Here is a 20,707-nt window from a genome sequence, read left to right as displayed (position 1 = left end):
GTCTGATTAGCCAACAGGCCAGACCATCTATGGATAAGCCTATTGATCAGAAAGTAATTTGTAGCAGGCCCATTGCATTCTCGGCAGATGGAATGGCCCTTTGAAGTGATTGCCTTTCGCACGATTGGCCAATACGCCATCACGATGGAAATACCCAAACCACTCACCGTGCTCCTTATCAGGGAACACACGGTGCGTGTACTCATGAATCATCTGATGCCACTTTGCATATTTTTCGTCACCTGTGAGCTGGTAAGCCATGAGAGTTGCGATGATCGTTTCACACTGTGGCCACCAGAACTTCATATCATGCCAGTACTCCTGGACTGGTTTACCTGTAGGGTCAACGAAGTAGAGAATCCCCCCGTGATCCTTGTCCCAGCCACGCTCCCACATATAGTCCAGCATCTTGAGACCGAGCGCCTGTAATTCATCATCCCCTTGTCTTCTGATAGACTCATGAAGAATAAACCAGGCTGCCTCAATAGCATGCCCGGGGTTACAGGTTCTCTCTGCAATGTGGTCAATGATATCGTCAGCCGGGCTGAGCACCTCCATGACACAGGCGATGTCATCTTTTACGAATGCACGCATTTCATCAATAAAGCGATCAATGCAAGATTCCGCATACGAACAACCGACAGTGTCCACCAATTGCTGGGCTACATTGAGGAAAATCATCGGCACACCGATGCCTTTACCCGGACGCTCATCAGTAAACTTAGGCTCAAGAGAAATCTCTCCATCGTAGTAGCTCATGCACTTTCTAAAGAGGTCTCTAGCCTCCTGAGCAAGCTGCTCATCGCCACTTGCCTTAGCAACCTGAGCAAAGGCCGAAATCGCGAATGCTTCAGAGAAAAAGTAGCGCCTCTTCCTGAGAGGTTTTCCCTCTCGAGTCATCATGAAGAACATCCGTCCGTCTGTATCGACACAATGTTTCTTCAGGAAATCTACGCCAGCTTTGGCAGCTTCCAACCACTCATCCCTCTGCTCGTATTCGTTGTACAGCATTCCAAGAATGGTGGCGAAACGCCCCTGAAACCATACGGACTTATCATCATCAATGAGACTTCCGTCCGCATCACGCATCAGCAAATAGCCTCCATGCTCCCTATCCACACCTTCCTTCAACCAGAAAGGCAAGGTGTCACCTAACAGACTATCTAGATAAAAATCTTTAAGTTCTTTCAGCTCCTGCTGAGAATACCCTTTAGTCTGCACTGCTCCCACGTTTTCCATAGATTGTTAATTCGATTTTTGTCTCACTCTTGAAGATAAGGCCCAGGACACAGCCTGAAACAAAGGTCACGATGAAGCACACCATGCCATTAAGAAGTGGCCACACATCCACTACACCAGCATCATTGAAGTGCTTGAGTACAGCCACACTGATCGTTCCCAGCAGACCTGCCAACAAACAGGCGACTCCCCCGACCCGCTTCACAAAAATACCGAGCGCGAACATCGCAGCGAGAGGCCCTAGAATGAACCCGATGAAGGTATTGAAGGCGTCAAAAGCAGATTTCACATTGCTCTTGGCCACCCAGATAGCTACGCCAATTCCCAGAGCACCGAGAATAATCACTACGTTACGAGCAACATTCAGGCGCTGATGATCCGAGCTCTGAGGCTTAAATACTCTGCCATAGAAATCCGTCACGAAGGCTGCCGCCACCGAGTTCAGCGATGAGGATACCGTGGACTGCGCCGCAGCAAAAACACCAGCGATGATCACACCTGCAACACCTACTGGAAGGTTCTGCATGATGAAGAATGGCAGAATACCATCCGTGCTCATCATCGACGGATCCAATTTCTCTGGGGCTTGCTTGTAGAATACGTAGAGTGCTGTCCCCAAAGCGAAGAAGATCGCTGAACCTACCATGCTCATCAGAATATTCACCCAGAGGCTTCGGGACGCTTCCTTATAACTGGAAGTGGTAACGTATCTCTGCACCACATCCTGACTGGATGTATACGAAGGCAGCATCGCAAAGAAGAAACCGAAGAAGAACATCCATCCGGAATTCGTCTTGCTACTAATATCGAAAGATCCCCAGTCCAGGGAAATAAACTTCTCCTGTCTGGATAAAGTTTCAGTGATGGCACCAAAGCCACCATCTACGTTAAATACCACTAGAAAGAAACAGCCCAAGGCTCCCCCTAACAAGACAACAGCTTGAATGGCATCTGTCCAAACCACGGCCTCGATCCCCCCCATCACGGTGTAGATCACACAGAGTACACCAATCATGACAATCGCCACGATGATTGGGATATTGGTCACACTGGATAGAGCCAGGGCAGGCAAATAGAGGACGATCGCAATTCTCCCAATATGGAAAATCATGAAGGCAGCACTCGCCAGAAGTCGTACCATCAGGTTGAAACGTGCCTCCAGATACTCATAAGCGGACGTGATATTGAGTCCACGGAAGAATGGCAAATAAGCAAAGACCACGAGCGGGACGATCAGCAGGATCGGCCATTGGCCCACCCACTTGTTCCAGTTACTCGCATACGAAAGCGCTGGAATCGCCATGAAAGTAATTGAGCTCAGCAATGTGGCAAAGATTGAGAGGCCCGCTACCCACCAAGGGACACGTTGGCCGCCGCGGAAGTAATCATCTGTAGAGGACGCGGCCTCCCTTCTCATGAACCAGTATCCAATCCCCACCATTCCTAACAAGTAAACTACCACTACAATCCAGTTCACCACACCAAAGGCCGCCTTCTTGGATTCAATAGCACCATGTAGCATGCCACTGGTGCGAAGCTTAGGACTCCACTCACCGGAGAGTATCACAAAATCACCGTTGTAACTCACGACAGGAGCCGTCACCGGTGAACGATATTCCGCAGGAATCTCTCCCTGCTTGGACCACGTGTTCGTTATCGTATGATAGGCAAGGATATCTCTCGAAAAACCAGGATGACTGAAGCCATGCCCTAGTTCATTCAGTCCAATCTCATCCTTGCGACTCATGATGGACTGAAGCAGCTCTAAGTTGACTCCTCCCATCAAGAGTAGGTGGCTAGCCCCTGCTTGTACGGCATTGGCCGGAGCGGCCGATATGGCATAAGGTAGATCAGTGATGCGCTTCCATGCCCCCCCTTGAGCACCCGGAGTAAAAGCATAGGCATCCCTGAAATCATCCGTGCCATAAATAGAATTGATATCATCGGGATGAACGCGCGCGTCTCCCGCCACCTGCTTGGCTCTACCACCAAACACATACAGTTTCCCATCTCGAACACCAGTCACGTGATGGCCACGCGCTCTGGCATCTACGCCGCTCTCATACTGCGGCCATGCAATCTCAGACCATTGCCAGTCCGAGGCATTTTCTGAAGCAATGTCCAGACTCCAGGCACCTTGGACTTCGCCCTCTTTACCCACTCCGGAAAACACATACACCTTATCCTCTAACAAACAGGCAGATGTAGCCGAAACAGCAACCGGCAAATCAGCTACCTTGCTGAAACTCAGGCTCCCACTCTCCGCCAAGGTCACTTCATAAACCGCATTGGAAACATAACTCCCATCTCCCTCAGAACGCATTCCGCCAATGAAAAGAACTGAGCCACGCTCTGGAAGAGTCACACTGGCTCCATAAGCCAGCTTCTCAGGTAGCGTCTCTTGGCAACGCTCCCATTGACCATCTGGAGACAAGCCGGTTCCTTTCAAGCGCAGCTTGTAGACCACATCATGATAAGTCTTGGGCACAGCCTCCTGAAAAGGATCCTTGGCTGGGAAGTTGGCTCCTCCGGCAAAAAGCAGCCATCTCTCGTCTCCTCGGCTCACGACACCGGCATATCCACCGGCAAATCCGTGTTCGTCGGGAAGCGCTGGATACCCTTCTTCCCAATTGACCGAACTGTCCGCACACACATTAGGCCCGCCCCAGTAGAAGAGGCAGACCGTAATGACTAATAAGGTTTTTAGGTATAGACGCATCGAGCACCAGTGAAGCTAACAGATCATCCTTCTCTCAACCACTCGTAAAAACCTTCACGCTTGAGAGCCTCTTTGAGCCCCTCCACCTGAGATTCTGTTGGAGTTTGAATCGGGTTACGGCTTGCTCCCATAGGCAGACCGATCGCATCCCACATAGCCTTGAGGCCTGCACGACCACATTCACGGAACAAGATCGTAATCATGGTGTTCGCACGATGCTGCCACTTTTGAGCTTCCTCAAAATTACCCGCCAAAACATTCTCACGTACTTGGTCATAGAGAGGCTTACCATATCCGTAGGTACTACCTACAGCCCCCTTGTAACCCTGTGCACAACTCATCAGGTAAGCTTCATCAGAACCAGCCAGATACTCACAGTCTGGTGCGATGCTCTGCAGCTCCTGAAGCTGATACAGGGTAGCACCATCCGAGTACTTGATTCCCACAAAGTTCTCCAAACGCTCATTGGCAAGCTTGGTAAACTCAAAGATATCCACACTCACTCCTGAGAGCTGAGGGATGTGATAGTAGTAGAATGGAGTCTTGGAAGAGGCCTCACAGACTTCCTGGACGCCCTCCAGCAAGATCTCAGCATTGCCCGGTTTGAAATACCCAGGGGAAGTTGCAGAGATAGCATCTGCCCCAATCTCCTGCGCATGTCTTGCGAGCTCTGCTGATGCTTTCCAGCTATTGTGACCGACCTGCACGAAGATTGGAATTCTCCCCTTCGCAGCCTCTACAAATTTTTCAGCGACATACTTACGCTCGTCATCAGTGAGCAGCATCCCCTCACCTGTACTCCCCAAGACATAGATACCTTTGAGATCACTCTCGACCAGATAATCTACCTGACGAGCAATCGCTTCATCCCAGATGCTGCCATCTGGTTTCATCGGGGTAACTGATGCTGTTACCAGACCATTTATTGAAAGTGGTTTCATCGCCTATATTCTTAAGATTTAGCCTATCGTTGCCACAACCCCAGTCTTCTGGTATCATAACCAGACCAGACAACACGGTTGGTACTATCGACCAGTTATACACTATAAAATCGTATCATGAAACTACCCTCACGCAATTCACTTGTTAGCCAGACTGTGGCCATCATTGAGGAAATGATACAGAGCGGTGAACTCCAGAGCCCACTTCCAGGAGAACGCCGCCTGGCCGCTCGCCTTCACATCGGGCGAGACACGCTGCGCAGTGCACTTTCCGAACTAGAGAGAAGGCAGTGGATCAGCGCCGGCAACCAGGGTAGTCGCCGAAAAATTCTAAAAGTACCAAGCTCCAGCCCTACCGAGAGTGCCACCAAACTGGTAGGATTTGTGTCCCCAAAACCACTGGAGGAACTCCCGCGTAATATGCTGATCGAGCTGGACGCGCTACGAGCCATTCTTGCCAAGAGCAACACCAGTCTGGAAATCCTGACTCCAGCTGTCTTTCACACCACCAATCCTGACAAGCGATTGGAACAATTCATCCATGACAACCAGGCAGATGCTTGGATCCTGTATCGCTGCACCCGCGAAATTCAGCACTGGTTTGCCTCCAAAAAGCTACCCTGTATTATCCGGGGCTATCCGCAACCCGGCGTCCTCCTCCCCTACCTAGATGAGGATTGGAAAGCTGCAGCCTATCACGTAGGCACCCAGTTACTCCAGAAAGGCCACACCAATGTAGCCCTGCTCGTACCTAACCAGCCTCTGCAGGGCCTCAAAGCTGCAGAGGAAGGCCTCAAAGAAGCCTTTGAGTTCGACAGCGAAAATTGCCGGGTCGATATCCTCACGGAGAAAGGAGACAAAGACGGAGTCGTCCACAGCATCCAGAAGGGCTTGTCGCAGAACCCCTCCATCACCGCACTCATTCTCACGAGGCCCAGACACATTCTCAACACAATCACTTGGCTGGCCTCCCACCGCTTCCATGTGCCTGAGCACCTGTCTCTCGTGGGACTTTGCTACGATTCCTGGTTTGAGGAAATCATCCCCACCATCACCCACTACAAGATCTCACACATCAAGATGGCTACAGCACTATCCCGCAGACTAAACAGCCTCATGCAGGGAAGCAGCCTGGATAATTACTCCCACTTTGTAATTCCGGAGGAAGCTCATGGCCACTCCGTCAAAACCCTCAACAACGACTAATCTAGATACAATAAAGCCGGGCAGCTACTCACTCTGCCCGGCTTATTGTACACCATACTCTAACTCTATGTGTAAGAGAGCGGATTAAGCTCTTCTGCGGCGGAACAGTGCGAGCACACCCACACAACCGAGAAGTGCTGTTGAAGATGGCTCAGGTACAGCTGTGCTGGTAACCAGTTCGAACTCTAGGTCCCAATCTGTGGTTGTACCATTCGCTCTGTAACCTTGGCCACCTGTGTATTGATTGCCTGTATTCAGCTCAAAACCGCTACCTGTAAGATTTGCAGAGTCACCAACCGTTGCAGCATTGGTGTCAGTCGCCAGCACGTAATAGTAGGTACTGGACTTATCGATACCTTCACCCGCAAAGTCCCAGGTCATCGTTTCATTGGCTCCCACTGCTGAGAGGTCAATAGTAGTACTGGATACAGCTACAAGATTACCAATGACAGATGGAGCATTGGTTCCGTCTACATCAAAGGCATCATAGACGTGAATGTAGACAGTCGCTGTACCAATCCCAACTCCACTGGAAGTACTCTGGAAGGAGAGCTGATCAAGATAGACAGTTGATGGAATAGAAGCGTCCGCAGTATCTGCTCCAACGTTTACAGTGATCCCCTGACCGAACATTGGACCAGCTTGGTCTCCATCATTAGCTCCAGTTACTGTACCGTAAGACGTCACGATGGTAGCCGCGCTCGCAGCAAATGGCATGAGTGCGAGTGCTGCACATGTTAATTGTTTTTTCATCACAGTGTTTTAATTCGTGTTTGGTTTTTTCCGTTCACTGCCATCCGTCCTCCAAGTGAATGGGAGTTTCTTCTCATCTATCAGGAAGACTCTGGCAGTAAATTCACCTAAAACCCTAAAACTCATCATTCTAATGCTCAAAGAATCACTGTTGGTTTTACTAATCGACCAGTTTGAAAACCTCACCAAAGCAGAAGAAGAAAATGCGATAGCCCCCTACCAGTTCCCACTCCAGACGGGGGCTATCGCTGTCTCCTGTATCTATGATTCAGGGAGATTGGCTTACGGGCTACAAACAGCACCAATTGCTCTTCTGGATGCGGCTAAATTGGTCTGATCTTTGTTAAATTTCACCCGATTTTGAAATCGTCGTTCAGTGATCTGCTCCAGTTCAGGGGCAAATCCACTGGCATGGATTTATTCACAAGACACTCACTTTAGGAGAGTTTACACACCTGGTATTATCTTCACACCAGATCTGAGAGGGCGTAAAATACTACAAATGACACTCAATCAATGCGCTTAGCCCCTTTGACATCACAAAATATGCGCATACACTCAGCTCATATCCATGATTGATCAAGACCGCTACGACGAACTTATCTCATTCCAATCTCATGCACCGGGCTACTGGCCGGAGTCTGCCATGGCCACATGGCAGGACCACAAATGGCAGCTCAAAAACCGGATCAACTCTCTAGCTGCTCTGGAAGACAAGATCAATCTATCACGGGAAGAACGCTCAGGCATTCTGCTCTCTGGCAACAAGCTGGCCATGTCTATCACCCCTCATTTCATGAATCTGGTAGACAAGGATGACCCGGGCTGCCCGATTCGCCGACAGATCATTCCCCGCGTTGAAGAAACCTGGGATGACCCGGCTGAACTAAACGACCCCTGTGGAGAAGATTCCCACATGCCAGTTCCTGGTCTCGTTCACCGCTACCCAGATCGCGTACTCTTCCTCGTGACCGACCGATGTGCCTCCTATTGCCGGTACTGCACGCGCTCCCGTGTCGTTTCCGGCGTGGGCGAGCAAACATTAGAAACTCAGTATGAAGCCGCTTTTGAGTATCTCGAAAGAACACCTCAGGTACGCGACGTCCTCCTGTCCGGCGGCGATCCCCTGCTTTTCTCCGATGGAAAACTGGAAAAGATCATCTCCCGCCTGAGATCCATTCCTCACATCCAGTTTGTCCGTATCGGCTCCCGTATTCCAGTCTTCCTTCCGCAGAGGATCACCCAAGAGCTCTGCGACATGCTCAAGAAGTACCATCCCCTCTTCATCTCCATCCACGTCAACCACCCCAAGGAACTGACGGAGGAAGTAAGGGAAGCTCTTGGTCGCTTGGCGGATAGTGGCATCGTCATGGGGAACCAGTCGGTTCTGCTCAAAGGAGTCAATGACGACGTCACCACGCAGAGAGCTCTGGTTCACAAGCTTCTCATGTGCCGTGTACGCCCTTACTATCTCTATCAGTGCGATCTGATCAAAGGGTCCTCCCACCTTCGAACTTCAGTCGCCAAAGGCCTGGAAATCATCGAAGGCCTTCGCGGCCATACGACTGGTTATGCCATTCCACAATACGTGATCGATGGCCCAGGTGGCGGTGGTAAAATCCCAATCAATCCTGGCTACGTGGTCGAACATACGGACAACCAAGTCACTTTGCGCAACTACGAGGGTAAGAGGTTCACTTACCCTGAACCAAGCCAGATCGAAGCACCTACCGTCTAGCCGCGCTACTCACGCATTTCCTGCTTCCTCATCGGCATGGTGTCGATGAGTGTAAACCACTTGGAAAAATCCAATGGGGTATCTTGCGCCCCCTTCACTCCGCCATCCTTACCTATCAAGAGATGTGTTCCGGGCTTCATTCCATGTTGCGCCTGCAATTTGGCCTGATCTTCTTTGCTGAGATCTTGAAAATCCAGAATCACGAGATCTCGATCTAAGATCTCTGCCTGTTTCTCATTCGCCATGGCTTGCTGCTCAGCTTTGGACTCTTCATACTTGTGATAGGAAACGATCACCCGGCTTTTCCATTGATAAGAACTCAGAGATTTCGGGGCTTTGGCGAAAAGAAAACTCATTCCTACCAAGGCACATACGGCAATGACTACAAGTGAACGCATTGTTCACTATGCTTCAGAAACTGCTCAGAATCAACTAAACCATCATGTCGGAACCACGGCACCGCTGAAACTCACAGGATAAAAAACCTTTTCAGCCCCCTTCACTAACAAGTAAGCTCCGCGCATCATGAAAATGAAGTCACTTGCTTTGCTGCCCCTATTGGCCACCTCTCCCTGTGTCGCTCAGGAAGACTCTCCTAATTTCCACAAGAATCTCTCACCAGTCATTGAAAAACTGGATACAGATGGAGAACATCTGGCGGTCACCTACATTAAGGACGACTACAAGAAACTCGCTGAGACGATCGATATGTTCAGTAAGATCAGTCAGGAACAAGGTTCACCGTTCCCAATCCAAGACGCTGAAAAGCTCTGTAAGTTTATCGGAATCGATCAATACGTGGCCACTGGCTCCTCTTCGAAGTGGGTGGGTGAATACGCTCTTAACCGGAAATTCTTGGCGACCAATGGCAAGCCTAGTGGCTTCTCCACGATTATTGGCGAGGCCAAGCCATGGTCGGCACCTAGCTTTGCTCCAGCCTCGGCCGACCTCGTGATTGAAACTCAAATCAATCTGACTCAGCTGCCACTTGCTCAAAAACAGTTAGCTTTGGCACTAGGCCAAGAGATGGCCGAGCAAGTCACGGCTAAAATGCAGATGCCAGTATCCCCTAAGGGGCTTACCGTCCAGCAACTCAGCGAGAAGCTCAACTTCCGCCTCTCACTAGCTGCCTCCCTAGACAACAGCAAAACATGGAACCCGAGCAAGGACGTATCACTACCCACTATCGACCTCGTTGGTCGCATCGACGGCGCTACTTGGTTGTGGGATCACTACGGCATGATGGTTGAAAACGATTCAAAGATCACCGAGAAAGACGGTATCACCTTCTACTCCGCGCCCAAGGCGCTTCCAACCCCTATGGGTGAGGTCACCCCAGTAATCGCAGTCGATAAAGCAAAAGACCAAATCTGGTTTGCACTGAATATGAAGTACCTGGCTGAAGCCATGGGCGATGGACCGAAGCTAAGCTCCACACCTCATTTCCAAGCCGCTCTCAAATCTCTGCCTAGCTCAGGCAATATGCTCGCTTATGGATCACCAGATGCGATCAAAAGCATTGTAAACCTAGCCGAGCAAGCAAAGGCTTCCGCATCTTCAGCTGAAGAAAAAGACATGGTCGCCACTTTGGTCGACGCCATTACAGAGAAGCTGACTGCCTCCAAGAATGGTTACATTTTCACCCTTCAGTCCTCCGATCAAGGTATACTCTTCGCCAGCAAATCACCGATGCTTGATAAAGGTGGTCCAAGCCTCCCTATCATGCTGGCTGGTGTCTCCACCCTCTTCGTTGGCGCTAAGTACTATAAAGACGCTGCGGACGAATCTGCATGCAAGGTGAACACCAATGCTATTCATAAAGCGACTTGGGTAGTCCAAAATATCGAGGGTTACGAAGCTGGAGACAAACTCACATGGGAGATGATTTCCGGAGATAACAGCAAGCCAATCCCTGAGCGTCCAACATGCCCAGCAGGTGGCACCTACACGCTCTCACCAACTTTCCCGAAAGAAGGTGAACCAGCCTGCCGCTGCTCCCACCCAGAGCACAACTTATCCAAAGAAGAAACAAGAAGCTGGTAAGTTACTTCTCTTCCTACGATCAAAAAAAGCATCACCTGTAAGGGTGATGCTTTTTTGTTAGTCCTTTGTTCTACACACACTGACCTTGGGACAAAAAGAATGCTCTATTCCTTGAAGCTATATCCTCGCAGCACTGCTTGTTTCTTGACCGTCTCAACCACCACTTTATCGAGGGTGTTCTTGCCTTCTCCGGCCTGCTCTTTCCTGACTTTGGCGATGTAGGCCAAGCGCTCTTCATTCGCTTTGCGGATTTTCTCCTGAATCGCTTCACGCTGCTTCGCATTCTCTGCCACGTATGCCTTGCGCTCTTCGATCGTCATTTTCTTCATGGGCTCCGGCAGATCATCTTCCTTCACCGTAGACCAATCGAATTTCTCCTGCTTACAGGCATCCACCAGGTCCCAGGAGACGTTGCAGTAGTTTTGAGATGCTTTGGATACAGCACGTTTCACATGAGCACCAGAGGATGATTTACTAATCGCATTGGCATCCTGAGTAGTTTGGCGCGTCTGATACTGAGCCCCCATCTTTCCATAAGGAATGTAGGTCTTGTTCAGCTCCACGTTGAGTTGGATGATGACCTTGTCTTGTGGAGCATCAATGTGAGCAATCGCTGCATTATGATCGATGGTCAGCAGACTACCGCCAGCAACTACCGGGCCGATATTCCACCCGCCTTGCACGCCAGCCTGCTGGTTACCACAGTGAATGCTATTAACGTACACTCCCTTCTTTTTCGCAGCCTGACAGCTTTCCGTCACGTTCACAGGGCCTTGGGTAAAGGGCTCGTTGCCAGCGATAAAGATTGCTTTATAGGTGTTCGGATCTTCATCCCACTTCATATCCTCAACGGCTCGTTGAATCACGGCTCCACAGTATTCTTCACCGCCATTGGTATTGAGCTTGAAGAGTTCTTCACTAATCTGATCCAGATCACGACTGAATGGCACGATACAGCGCTGCCAATGACTTTCGGAGTTCAAGCTTTGCTTTCCATACTCATACAGAGCCACTTCCACATAGGGGGCCTGGCCGTTTTTATGAGCACTGTTAAATGTATTCACGATACTCCAGAGCTCTGACTTAGCCTGCTCGATCAGTCCCTGCATACTGCTCGAAGTATCTAGCAGAATAGCGATCTGTACTTTCGCCTGCCCTTCCTTGGCTGGTCCTGAAATAGTTTTGGAGGCCGAACTGGCAACTTCCCCCTCTTTAGCCAAGAGAGGGGTAGCGCACACACAAGTGAGCCCCAGAAGGGCTGCAATAGTTTTTGATGTCTTCATAGCTGGATGGATTGTCATTTCCTAACAATCACATCCTCGCATATTGCTGACTACTCGTGTGTAAAGGTTCTGTAAAAATCACCTCACTTCAGCTTTAAGGCCGCAGCCTCAGTGACAGGAGGCTGACAAGCTTCCCCTTCGCAGAAGTAGGCAGTCGCTTTACCTTCCTTGGCTCGTAGACCTCGCTCAAACTCAGCAACTTTGCCCTCGTTACTCATCACAGTGAGATTGGGAAGGTACTTGCCTGAGATCTGTTGCTGAAAAGCCTCCTTACCACCTTCACCGTCCACCAAGACAAGTCTTTGATGCTTGGAATGATAAAAATCCAAAGCGGCTAACATGAAAGTAAGGGAGGTAGGAGCCTCCTCTAACACCCTCCCCTGGGCCTGTAATGTCTTCTGACCCAGTTGTTGAAAATCCTCTCTGCCCGTGATCTCAGCAAGTTTCAAATACTCCAATGCAGCAACACTGCCGGCAGTAGGCATCGCGCCGTCATAGTCCCCTTTCATGCGGACTATCACATCAGCCGCCTCTGCCGACTCAAAGAAGCCTCCATGCTCGCGATCATAAAATAAATTCTCCGCAGCCTCAGCCAATTGGATTGCCCACTCCAAGTCATCTGGCTTCAAGCGGATCTCATACATCCGGCGAGCGGCCTGAAGCATCAGCAGATAGCTTTCAGCCTGGGCACTCTCGTCCAAATCCCCATCGTGCCACCGGTGAGCGAGGCGTGCTCCATTCCACATCTCCTTCTTCACGAAATCATAGGCTCGTTCTGATGCCTTGGTATAACTCTCTTCATGAAAGGCAGCGCCAGCTCTTGCCAAGGCACCGATCATCATCCCATTCCAACTCGCTAATACCTTGTCATCCGTGGAAGGCTCCACACGCTTTTGCCTGACTGCCAGCATTTTGACTTGAGCTTGCTGTAGAAGATCTGGCGACTTCTTGGCCACGTCTGGATTCACCACAGAGAGGACATTCTGGTTCTCAAGAGCTTCGGGATCACTATGATCGTAGAAATTCCCTTCATCAGTCAGGCCGTAGTAGGATGTCACCACATTCAACTCATCTTCGCTAAGCAGCTCCCTGAGCTCTGCCATGGTCCAGCACCAGTACTTGCCCTCTTTGCCTTCACTTTGGGCGTCCTCTGCGCAGTAGAAACCACCTTGCTCAGCCTGCATTTCACCAATCACGTACTCCGCGATGCCTTTGACCACCTGTGCATAAGTCGGGTCTTTGGTGATGACCCACATCTCAGTATAGAAATCCATCAGTTGTGCCTGGTCGTAGAGCATTTTTTCAAAATGCGGTACCAGCCACTTCCCGTCTACAGCATAGCGGTGAAATCCTCCTCCCAGCTGGTCATGAATGCCCCCCGCAGCCATTCTATCTGCCGTCAGTTTGGCGAATTCTAGAATATCGGGATTCCCACTTCGCCGCCACTCTCTCAGTAAGAACAAGAGATGGGATGGCTGAGGGAACTTCGGCCCTGCTCCCCAGCCGCCTTGCCGTTTATCCCCGTGCTGCAGAAGTTTGACACCTGCCATCATTAGGATATCCACGGGTGGCACCCCGTCACTGGGATGAGCCTTGCCATACGCCTCACTGAGATGCTGGCGAATTTTATCGGCAGATCCTTCGATCTCCTGCTGCTTCGCAGCCCAGGCATCCTTGAGCTGGATTAGAACTTCTTGGAACCCCACACGACCAGCCCGGCTCGTTGGGGGAAAATACGTTCCTCCATAGAATGGCTTCAGACCGGGAGTCAGAAAGATATTGAGCGGCCAGCCTCCGTTCTCTCCCATCATCGCCTGGTAGGCCGTCATGTAGATTTTATCCACATCAGGCCTCTCTTCACGATCCAGCTTGATCGCCACGAAATGCGCATTGAGAAGTTTCGCAATCTCCTCATTTTCGAAACTTTCTCGTTCCATCACATGGCACCAGTGACAAGTGGAATAGCCTATGCTGAGCAGGATCGGCTTGTTCTCCCGCTGGGCCTTTTGAAAGGCCGCTTCCCCCCATGGATGCCAGTCTACCGGATTGGTTGCATGTTGCCTCAAATAGGGGGAGGCCTCTCCCGCCAAGCGATTTAGCTTCTTCTCACCTTCTTGCATTGCCCCAGTATTACCCGCTAGCTCGTCGGCAAACAACCCAGCAACACTCAAATATAAGACAATGATGAGCCACCTGATCATCCCTCTAATCTATACCTTTCTTGAGAGTCTGCTCTGACATATCAGTATTTCACTTACAAAACACCCCCTTTGGACCCTTTATCACATCACGAATTCCAAAAACGCACCAATCAAACAATTTCATCCTTATTCTGAGAAAAATAGATTTTTTTTGAACGCCTCCGAACATGTGATGTCTAGGGCTATAACGAGTGTATTTGATACGCTCTTTGGGTGAACAAATTAAACCCGCAGGTTGCTACAACAGCCTGCGGGTTTGTTTTTGGTAGGATACAGCAAGACTCCCCTCCAGACCCATCAAGTCACTATTTTGCACATCAATAGCCTAATAAGGACTGCTTCTTTAGACAGATTTCCTTCACCTGTCCGTAATAGTTGAATGATCGTCTTCAAAAGTACTGAAATTCATGCTTTTATTTAAGACACATTACTGTGCAATATTTTTTGCACATAACCGTATCTACCTCTAGACTGATCACACACATACTCTCTATCTCAATAACTCAATTTTCCACTACATGAGTAAATTACACACTACGCTACTCTGCGTCACAGGCATTCCTGTGGTCTTCCTGAGTGCCTGCAAGCAACAGGAACAAGCATCGGCGGACACATCTGCAGTCCCTAATGCCGAGGAGGCAGAGACCCTTCTGGTCTCCACCACGAAAACTAGCTCTATCCCGGATGACCAGCCTCTCTCCTTCAACGAGCACATCCAGCCTATTCTCTCGGCTTCCTGCTACCACTGCCATGGACCAGACTCTGGTACCCGCAGGCCTGATTCCAACCCACTGAGATTGGACACTGAAGAAGGTGCCTTTGCAAAACGCGAGAACGGCAAGCCGGTCATCATCAAAGGAGACCCGGACAACTCTCTCTTGGTCCAGTTGATGGAGACCAAGAATCATGATGAGATCATGCCTCCGCATCCATCCAAGGATCCACACGGCAAGATCATGCCTCCAGAGGAAATCGCCCTGATCAGACGCTGGGTCAAAGAAGGTGCACCTTACGAAGACCACTGGGCATATATTCCTCCGAAAAAGCACGAGCTTCCTGAGATCGCTCATAAGGGTTGGGCGAAAAACCCCATTGACTACTTTGTTGCCAACAAACTTGAAAACGCTGGACTTGAGCCAAATAGCCAAGAAGACAAAGCGCGTCTGCTACGCCGATTGACCTTCGACCTGACCGGCCTCCCTCCCTCTGCGGAAGAGATTGAGAAATTTACCAGTGACTCACGAGACTTCGAGACAGTCTACAGTGAGAAAGTCGATCAACTGCTTGAGTCTGATGAGTACGCAGAGCATTTCGCTCGTCATTGGCTCGATGTAGCTCGCTATGCCGACACCCACGGCATTCACATCGACAACTACCGCTCTATCTGGCCCTATCGTGACTGGGTGATCAATGCCTTCCGCAAGAACATGCCCTTCGATCAGTTCACCCGCGAACAAATCGCCGGCGACATGATGCCTAATGCCACTCTTGAGCAACAGATTGCCTCAGGCTTCCACCGCTGTCTTCCTACAACGGGTGAAGGTGGCGCGATTGCTGAAGAATACAATGCCATCTACGCACAAGATCGCGTAGATACCACGGCTGCTACATGGCTGGGTCTCACCATGGGTTGTGCTGCCTGTCACGACCATAAGTTCGACGCTATCTCGACCAAAGAGAACTACGAGTTCACCGCATTTTTCCGCAATACCACCATGTCTGCTCTGGACCGGAATAATGCCAATCACCCGCCAAACATACTCGTACCAACGCAGGCAGACCGCGAACGCCTCCCTAAGCTTAAGCAAGAGCTAGCCTCAGCCAAAGCCAAGTACAACACGTATCGTAAAGACAACGAGCCCAAGTTCATCTCATGGCTCAACTCCCAGAAATCTATTGAGAACCCTGAGCTAGTGACTCCAAACCGAGTCTTGCGCCTTACCCTGTCAGACAAGGCCAAGGGTCTTACCGACATGAACGGCAAGGAATACCCTTCAGAGCAACCTATCGAGTGGGTCAGCGGTCTCTACGGCGATGCAGTCCTTTTCAGCAATCAAAATGCAATCAACCTTGGCAATGCTGGCGACTTCGAGCGCGACCAAGCATTCAGCTTTGGTGCGTGGCTGAAGACAAACCATGGCTATTCCGGTTCTCCAATTGCTAAGATGCACACTACCGAGTCCCACCAAGGTTACGACCTCTGGGTTGAGAAGGGCCATCTAGCAGTTCACCTCATTCACTCTTGGCCACAAAACTACATCAAAGTCACTACAGCTGAGAAATTCCCAGCAGACCAATGGTTCCATGTCCTCGTGACTTATGACGGCTCCAGCAAAGCTGACGGAGTTAAGATCTATGTAAACGGCACAGAAGCCAAGGTGAAGGTAAACGGTAATAAACTGACCGACTCTATCAAAACGTCTGCACCGCTGCTCTTGGGCAAACGCTACAACACACAAGAATACCAGAACGGACAGCTACAGAACTTCCAGCTCTTCAACAAAGAGCTCAACCACGACGAAGCTCTCGCCCTCTCTCTCGAAGGCCGCCTCAAGGCCCTTAAGAAGAATGCGAAGGACAACAAGAAAACGGTCGACCAACTCCGTGAGTACTACTTCTCCAAAGCCGATAGCACCGCTGCCAAACTTCATCAGGAAGTTGACAAGCTGAATGCTGAAAAGGCAGCGATCGATAAGCGCGGCACCATTACCTTAGTGATGCAGGAAAAAGCAAACGCCGAACCTTTTGCGCATATCCTCGTTCGTGGTCAATATGCTAACAAAGGTGAGAAGGTAACTCCAAATACACCTGATTCCCTGCCAGCCATGACCGATGACATGCCTCGCAACCGACTTGGTCTTGCCCAGTGGCTCACCGATCCGAAGAATCCGCTTCCAGCACGAGTCACTGTGAACCGCTACTGGTACTACCTCTTCGGCAGCGGCATCGTGGAAACCAACAATGACTTCGGCGTCATGGGCGCTCGCCCGACCCACCCCAAGCTCCTAGATTGGCTCGCAGTCGATTTTGTCGAGAATGATTGGGACTTCCATCATCTCCTGAAAACCATCGTGACTTCAGCCACCTACAGGCAGTCTGCAGTCATCAGTGACGAGAAGCTAGAGAAAGACCCTCTCAACAAGCTCCTCTCCCGTGGTCCACGCTACCGACTGGATGCCGAACAGATCAGAGACCTCGCACTGTCTTCCTCTGGCCTGCTTCACGAGCAGATTGGTGGCCCTCCGGTCAAACCATACCAGCCTGCGAACATCTGGGAGTCAGTAGCGATGAAACAGTCTAACACGCGCCACTACAAGCAGGACAGCGGAGACAAGCTCTACCGCCGCTCCATCTACACCTTCTGGAAGCGCACGGCTCCATTTGCTAGCTTGGAGATCCTCAATGCTCCATCACGCGAGGTATCTTGCGTCCGTCGAGAACTTACCAACACCCCACTGCAGGCCTTTGTGATCATGAATGACCCTCAGTTTGTTGAGGCATCCAGAGTCCTCGCGACGCATGCTCTCAAATCGGCAAAAACCACACAGGACCGCATCGACTTCATCGCCGAGCGTCTACTCGCCCGTCCGATGACGACCGAGGAACGCTCAGACATCGAAAAGACCCTGCAGTACGCCACGGAGCAATTCACAAAATCGCCAGATAAAGCCAAGGCTTTGATCTCTGTCGGTGAAAGTAAAGTGGCCGAGGACCTTCCAGCTCCCGAGCTCGCGGCTTGGACGCTGATCTCTAACCAGATCCTCAACATGGACGAAACCCTCAACAAATAACATTTCAATTTAACTCAACCTTCTTATTGTCATGAACTTTACTGACATCTTCAAAGCTGTGGATCTCCACAACAACTCGCTCTCCCGCAGGCAATTCTTCCGCCAGAACGCGATGGGACTGGGTGCTGCTGCCCTCACCTCTCTGCTCCCGAAAGAGGTCATGGGTGCGATTGAGAAAGCCACCGGTAACAGCCATTTCGCCCCAAAAGCCAAGAGAGTCATCTATATTTCCCTGATTGGCGCTCCATCCCAATTTGAAACCTTCGATTACAAACCCCACCTACAAAAGGAATTCAAGAAGGACATCAAAGACTTCCTCGTGAAGTCCGGGCAGCGCCTGACTGGCATGACTGCTGGCCAGACCAAGTTCCCAGTGGCCCCATCATTCGTTGACTTCAAACAATACGGTGAATCTGGCACCTGGGTGTCCGACCTCCTTCCTTGGACAGGAAAAATGGTTGATGACCTCTGCATCATCAAATCCATGCACACGGATGCCATTAACCATGAGCCTGCCAACCAGCTTATCTATACAGGCTCCATGCAGTCAGGTAAGGCCTCCATGGGCTCATGGCTATCCTATGGTCTGGGCTCATTGAATAATGACCTGCCAACGTTCTGTGTACTCCATGCCCAGCATTCATCACCCTATGCGAACGTGCAGGCTATTTCCTCCCGTCTCTGGGGTTCCGGCTTCCTTCCTGGTAAGCACGCTGGGGTCAACCTACGCTCCAGTGGCGACCCTGTGCTTTTCCTGAAAGATGCACCAGGTATCGACAGGGACATGCGCCGCTCCATGCTAGATGGCCTCTCCAACCTCAACCAAAAGACGCTCGAAAACGTCGGTGACCCTGAAATTCAGACCCGCATCGAGCAATACGAAATGGCCTACCGCATGCAAATGTCAGTGCCTGAACTCACCGACATGTCTGAGGAATCCGAGGCCACCTACGAGCTCTACGGCCCAGACTCCAAGAAAGCAGGCTCCTTTGCCTACTGTGCTCTCATGGCTCGCCGCCTCGCGGAGCGTGGCGTACGCTTCACTCAGATTTTCCACCGCGGCTGGGATCAGCACGGCAACCTGCCTCGCGATATCTCCTCTCAGTGTAAGGATGTGGACCAGGCTTGCTACGGTCTCATTCAGGACCTTAAGCAACGCGGTCTGCTCGAAGACACGCTGGTTGTCTTTGGTGGTGAGTTTGGCCGTACAGTTTATTCCCAGGGGCAGCTCACAGATAAGAACTACGGACGTGACCACCATCCTCGTGCTTTCTCCCTCTGGCTTGCAGGTGCAGGCGTCAAAGGCGGCATGACCTATGGTGAAACAGACGAATATTCCTTCAATATCGTTACGCCTGATCAGAAGGTACACGTACGTGACCTCCATGCGACTATCTTGGAGCGCTGCGGTCTGGACTTCCACAAGTTCTCTTATCTCTATCAGGGCCTTGAAAACAAGCTCACAGGGGTCGAACCAGCAAGAGTCGTCACCGACATTCTCCATTCGTCCCACATGGCCAAGAAGGGCCACGGATAATTAACTAACCTCCCAATACTACGATCCCAAGCCACTGGACACCTCCAGTGGCTTTTTTATGCCCGAAAAGGTCTGTATCTCTGACGAGTTTCTGGTTAGAGACTTGGTTATGTCGGATACTTTTACTACCTCTACTACCACAGGATGGTTCAGCAGAATTGGTGATTCCATCAAAGGGATCCTCTTTGGTCTCCTCCTCATCGTCATTTCATTTCCTCTGCTGTTCTGGAATGAAGGCCGCGCAGTGAAGACCAGAAAAAGCCTGGACCAGGGATCCAATGAAGTGGTCTCACTCACAAGTACGACGCCGGATTCCGCCAATAATGGCAAACTCGTCCACCTGACAGGTGAAGCGACTACAGAGCAGGTCCTCAAGGATGAGAAATACAATATCAGCACTCAAGCTCTCGTGCTCAAGAGAACTGTGGAAATGTACCAGTGGCAGGAGGATGAAAAAACTGAAACCAAGAAAAAACTCGGCGGCAGTGAGGAAACCATCACCACCTACTCCTACAACAAAGTCTGGCATGAAGGTCGCATAGACTCATCTAGCTTTCACAAGTCAGCGGAATACAAGAACCCCATGGCTGCTGAGCAATCCCAGAGCCTGACTGCCGATCCCATCACCGTTGGGGGCTTCACCCTCTCGGATTCCCTGAAATCAAAACTCAGCGATTTCACTCCTCTCCCCATCAAACCAGTGGGACCGATGCCAGAAACAATCGTCGGTAAGAAAGTGACGGTCAGCGACCAGAACATCTACCTAGGTGCTGATCCAAGTAATCCAGCTCTGGGAGACCTACGTATCAGCTACAGCGTCGTCACCCCCGGAGAAATTTCTATCATTTCTAAACAAAAAGACCAGAGCTTCGAGTCCTACACCGCCGATGCCGGTGGGAAGATCAACATGCTGGTTCATGGTAACCAATCGGCCGCCGCCATGTTCGAGGCCGCCCATCAGAGCAACAAGGTCATGACCTGGGTGCTCAGAGCGGTAGGCTTTATTGTAATGTGGATTGGCTTTGGCCTTTTGTTCGCCCCACTCTCCGTCATTGCCGACGTCATCCCCTTAGCTGGCAGCATCGTGGGCGCTGGCACTAGCATTATCGCCTTTCTTCTCTCCTTGCCTCTCTCCCTCTGCACCATCGCGGTCGCCTGGATTTTCTACCGCCCTCTGATCGGCATCCCTCTCATCGTGCTCGCGGTTGGATTCTTCGTCTTGCTGATCGTGAAGCTCAAAAAAGCGAGAGCGTGAA

At 50.7% G+C, this 20,707-nt stretch carries 14 protein-coding genes; 7 read left to right on the top strand and 7 right to left on the bottom strand.

Translation table 11 applies throughout. The features are described from left to right. Positions 1 to 39 precede the first annotated feature (39 nt). Genes BUB27_RS06785 through BUB27_RS06775 form a run of 3 tightly spaced genes read right to left on the bottom strand, consistent with a single transcriptional unit; the run spans position 40 to position 4,899 of the window. Positions 40 to 1,239 carry an AGE family epimerase/isomerase gene (locus BUB27_RS06785; protein ID WP_143158810.1) on the bottom strand — a complete coding sequence of 400 codons (1,200 nt, stop codon included), beginning with the start codon at positions 1,237 to 1,239 and terminating at the stop codon, positions 40 to 42. Further along, a complete protein-coding gene (locus tag BUB27_RS06780) occupies positions 1,211 to 3,958 on the bottom strand; it encodes a sodium:solute symporter family protein (protein WP_143158809.1) in 2,748 nt (915 codons plus the stop codon). The genes BUB27_RS06785 and BUB27_RS06780 overlap by 29 nt, the downstream gene beginning before the upstream one ends. Before the next feature lie 23 nt (positions 3,959 to 3,981). Beyond that, a complete protein-coding gene (locus tag BUB27_RS06775; protein ID WP_143158808.1) occupies positions 3,982 to 4,899 on the bottom strand; it encodes a dihydrodipicolinate synthase family protein in 918 nt (305 codons plus the stop codon). A 117-nt stretch (positions 4,900 to 5,016) separates the two neighbouring features. Between BUB27_RS06775 and BUB27_RS06770 the strand changes: the two genes are divergently transcribed. Beyond that, positions 5,017 to 6,105, top strand: coding sequence for a substrate-binding domain-containing protein (locus tag BUB27_RS06770; protein ID WP_143158807.1), 1,089 nt, complete (start codon positions 5,017 to 5,019; stop codon positions 6,103 to 6,105). Between the two features lie 84 nt (positions 6,106 to 6,189). Here BUB27_RS06770 and BUB27_RS06765 read toward each other — a convergent pair whose 3' ends face one another. After that, positions 6,190 to 6,858 carry a PEP-CTERM sorting domain-containing protein gene (locus BUB27_RS06765; RefSeq protein WP_143158806.1) on the bottom strand — a complete coding sequence of 223 codons (669 nt, stop codon included), beginning with the start codon at positions 6,856 to 6,858 and terminating at the stop codon, positions 6,190 to 6,192. A 133-nt stretch (positions 6,859 to 6,991) separates the two neighbouring features. Here BUB27_RS06765 and BUB27_RS06760 point away from each other — a divergent pair, with 133 nt between their 5' ends. Both BUB27_RS06760 and BUB27_RS06755 read left to right on the top strand, forming a co-directional pair. Continuing rightward, positions 6,992 to 7,195, top strand: coding sequence for a hypothetical protein (locus tag BUB27_RS06760; protein WP_143158805.1), 204 nt, complete (start codon positions 6,992 to 6,994; stop codon positions 7,193 to 7,195). A gap of 234 nt (positions 7,196 to 7,429) precedes the next feature. Continuing rightward, complete coding sequence (locus BUB27_RS06755; RefSeq protein WP_143158804.1) at positions 7,430 to 8,596, top strand: KamA family radical SAM protein; 1,167 nt, start codon at positions 7,430 to 7,432, stop codon at positions 8,594 to 8,596. Between the two features lie 5 nt (positions 8,597 to 8,601). Here the strand turns inward: BUB27_RS06755 and BUB27_RS06750 are convergent, their stop codons facing one another. Continuing rightward, positions 8,602 to 8,994, bottom strand: coding sequence for a DUF4174 domain-containing protein (locus BUB27_RS06750; RefSeq protein ID WP_143158803.1), 393 nt, complete (start codon positions 8,992 to 8,994; stop codon positions 8,602 to 8,604). A gap of 127 nt (positions 8,995 to 9,121) precedes the next feature. Here BUB27_RS06750 and BUB27_RS06745 point away from each other — a divergent pair, with 127 nt between their 5' ends. Then, the gene (locus tag BUB27_RS06745; protein ID WP_143158802.1) at positions 9,122 to 10,639 is read left to right on the top strand and encodes a hypothetical protein; all 1,518 of its coding nucleotides are present in this window, start codon (positions 9,122 to 9,124) and stop codon (positions 10,637 to 10,639) included. Positions 10,640 to 10,743: 104 nt separating this feature from the next. Here BUB27_RS06745 and BUB27_RS06740 read toward each other — a convergent pair whose 3' ends face one another. Together BUB27_RS06740 and BUB27_RS06735 are read right to left on the bottom strand one after the other, a co-directional pair. After that, positions 10,744 to 11,922, bottom strand: coding sequence for a vWA domain-containing protein (locus tag BUB27_RS06740; protein ID WP_159434843.1), 1,179 nt, complete (start codon positions 11,920 to 11,922; stop codon positions 10,744 to 10,746). Positions 11,923 to 12,005: 83 nt separating this feature from the next. Further along, positions 12,006 to 14,123 (bottom strand): thioredoxin domain-containing protein, encoded by a 2,118-nt coding sequence (locus BUB27_RS06735; protein WP_143158800.1) that lies wholly within the window; start codon positions 14,121 to 14,123, stop codon positions 12,006 to 12,008. 518 nt (positions 14,124 to 14,641) lie between these two features. Here BUB27_RS06735 and BUB27_RS06730 point away from each other — a divergent pair. The 3 genes from BUB27_RS06730 to BUB27_RS06720 all read left to right on the top strand — a co-directional run bounded on the left by BUB27_RS06730 (position 14,642) and on the right by BUB27_RS06720 (position 20,706). Beyond that, positions 14,642 to 17,914 carry a DUF1553 domain-containing protein gene (locus BUB27_RS06730; protein ID WP_143158799.1) on the top strand — a complete coding sequence of 1,091 codons (3,273 nt, stop codon included), beginning with the start codon at positions 14,642 to 14,644 and terminating at the stop codon, positions 17,912 to 17,914. 31 nt (positions 17,915 to 17,945) lie between these two features. Continuing rightward, on the top strand, positions 17,946 to 19,451 hold the full coding sequence (locus BUB27_RS06725; protein WP_234991696.1) for a DUF1501 domain-containing protein: 1,506 nt from the start codon (positions 17,946 to 17,948) through the stop codon (positions 19,449 to 19,451). A 109-nt stretch (positions 19,452 to 19,560) separates the two neighbouring features. Continuing rightward, entirely contained in the window at positions 19,561 to 20,706 is a 1,146-nt protein-coding gene (locus BUB27_RS06720; protein ID WP_159434842.1) for a TMEM43 family protein, read from the top strand. The last annotated feature ends 1 nt before the right edge of the window (position 20,707 follow it).

The organism is Rubritalea squalenifaciens DSM 18772 (assembly GCF_900141815.1).
Lineage (GTDB): Bacteria > Verrucomicrobiota > Verrucomicrobiia > Verrucomicrobiales > Akkermansiaceae > Rubritalea > Rubritalea squalenifaciens.
This window is presented reverse-complemented; position numbering and strand designations above follow the sequence as displayed.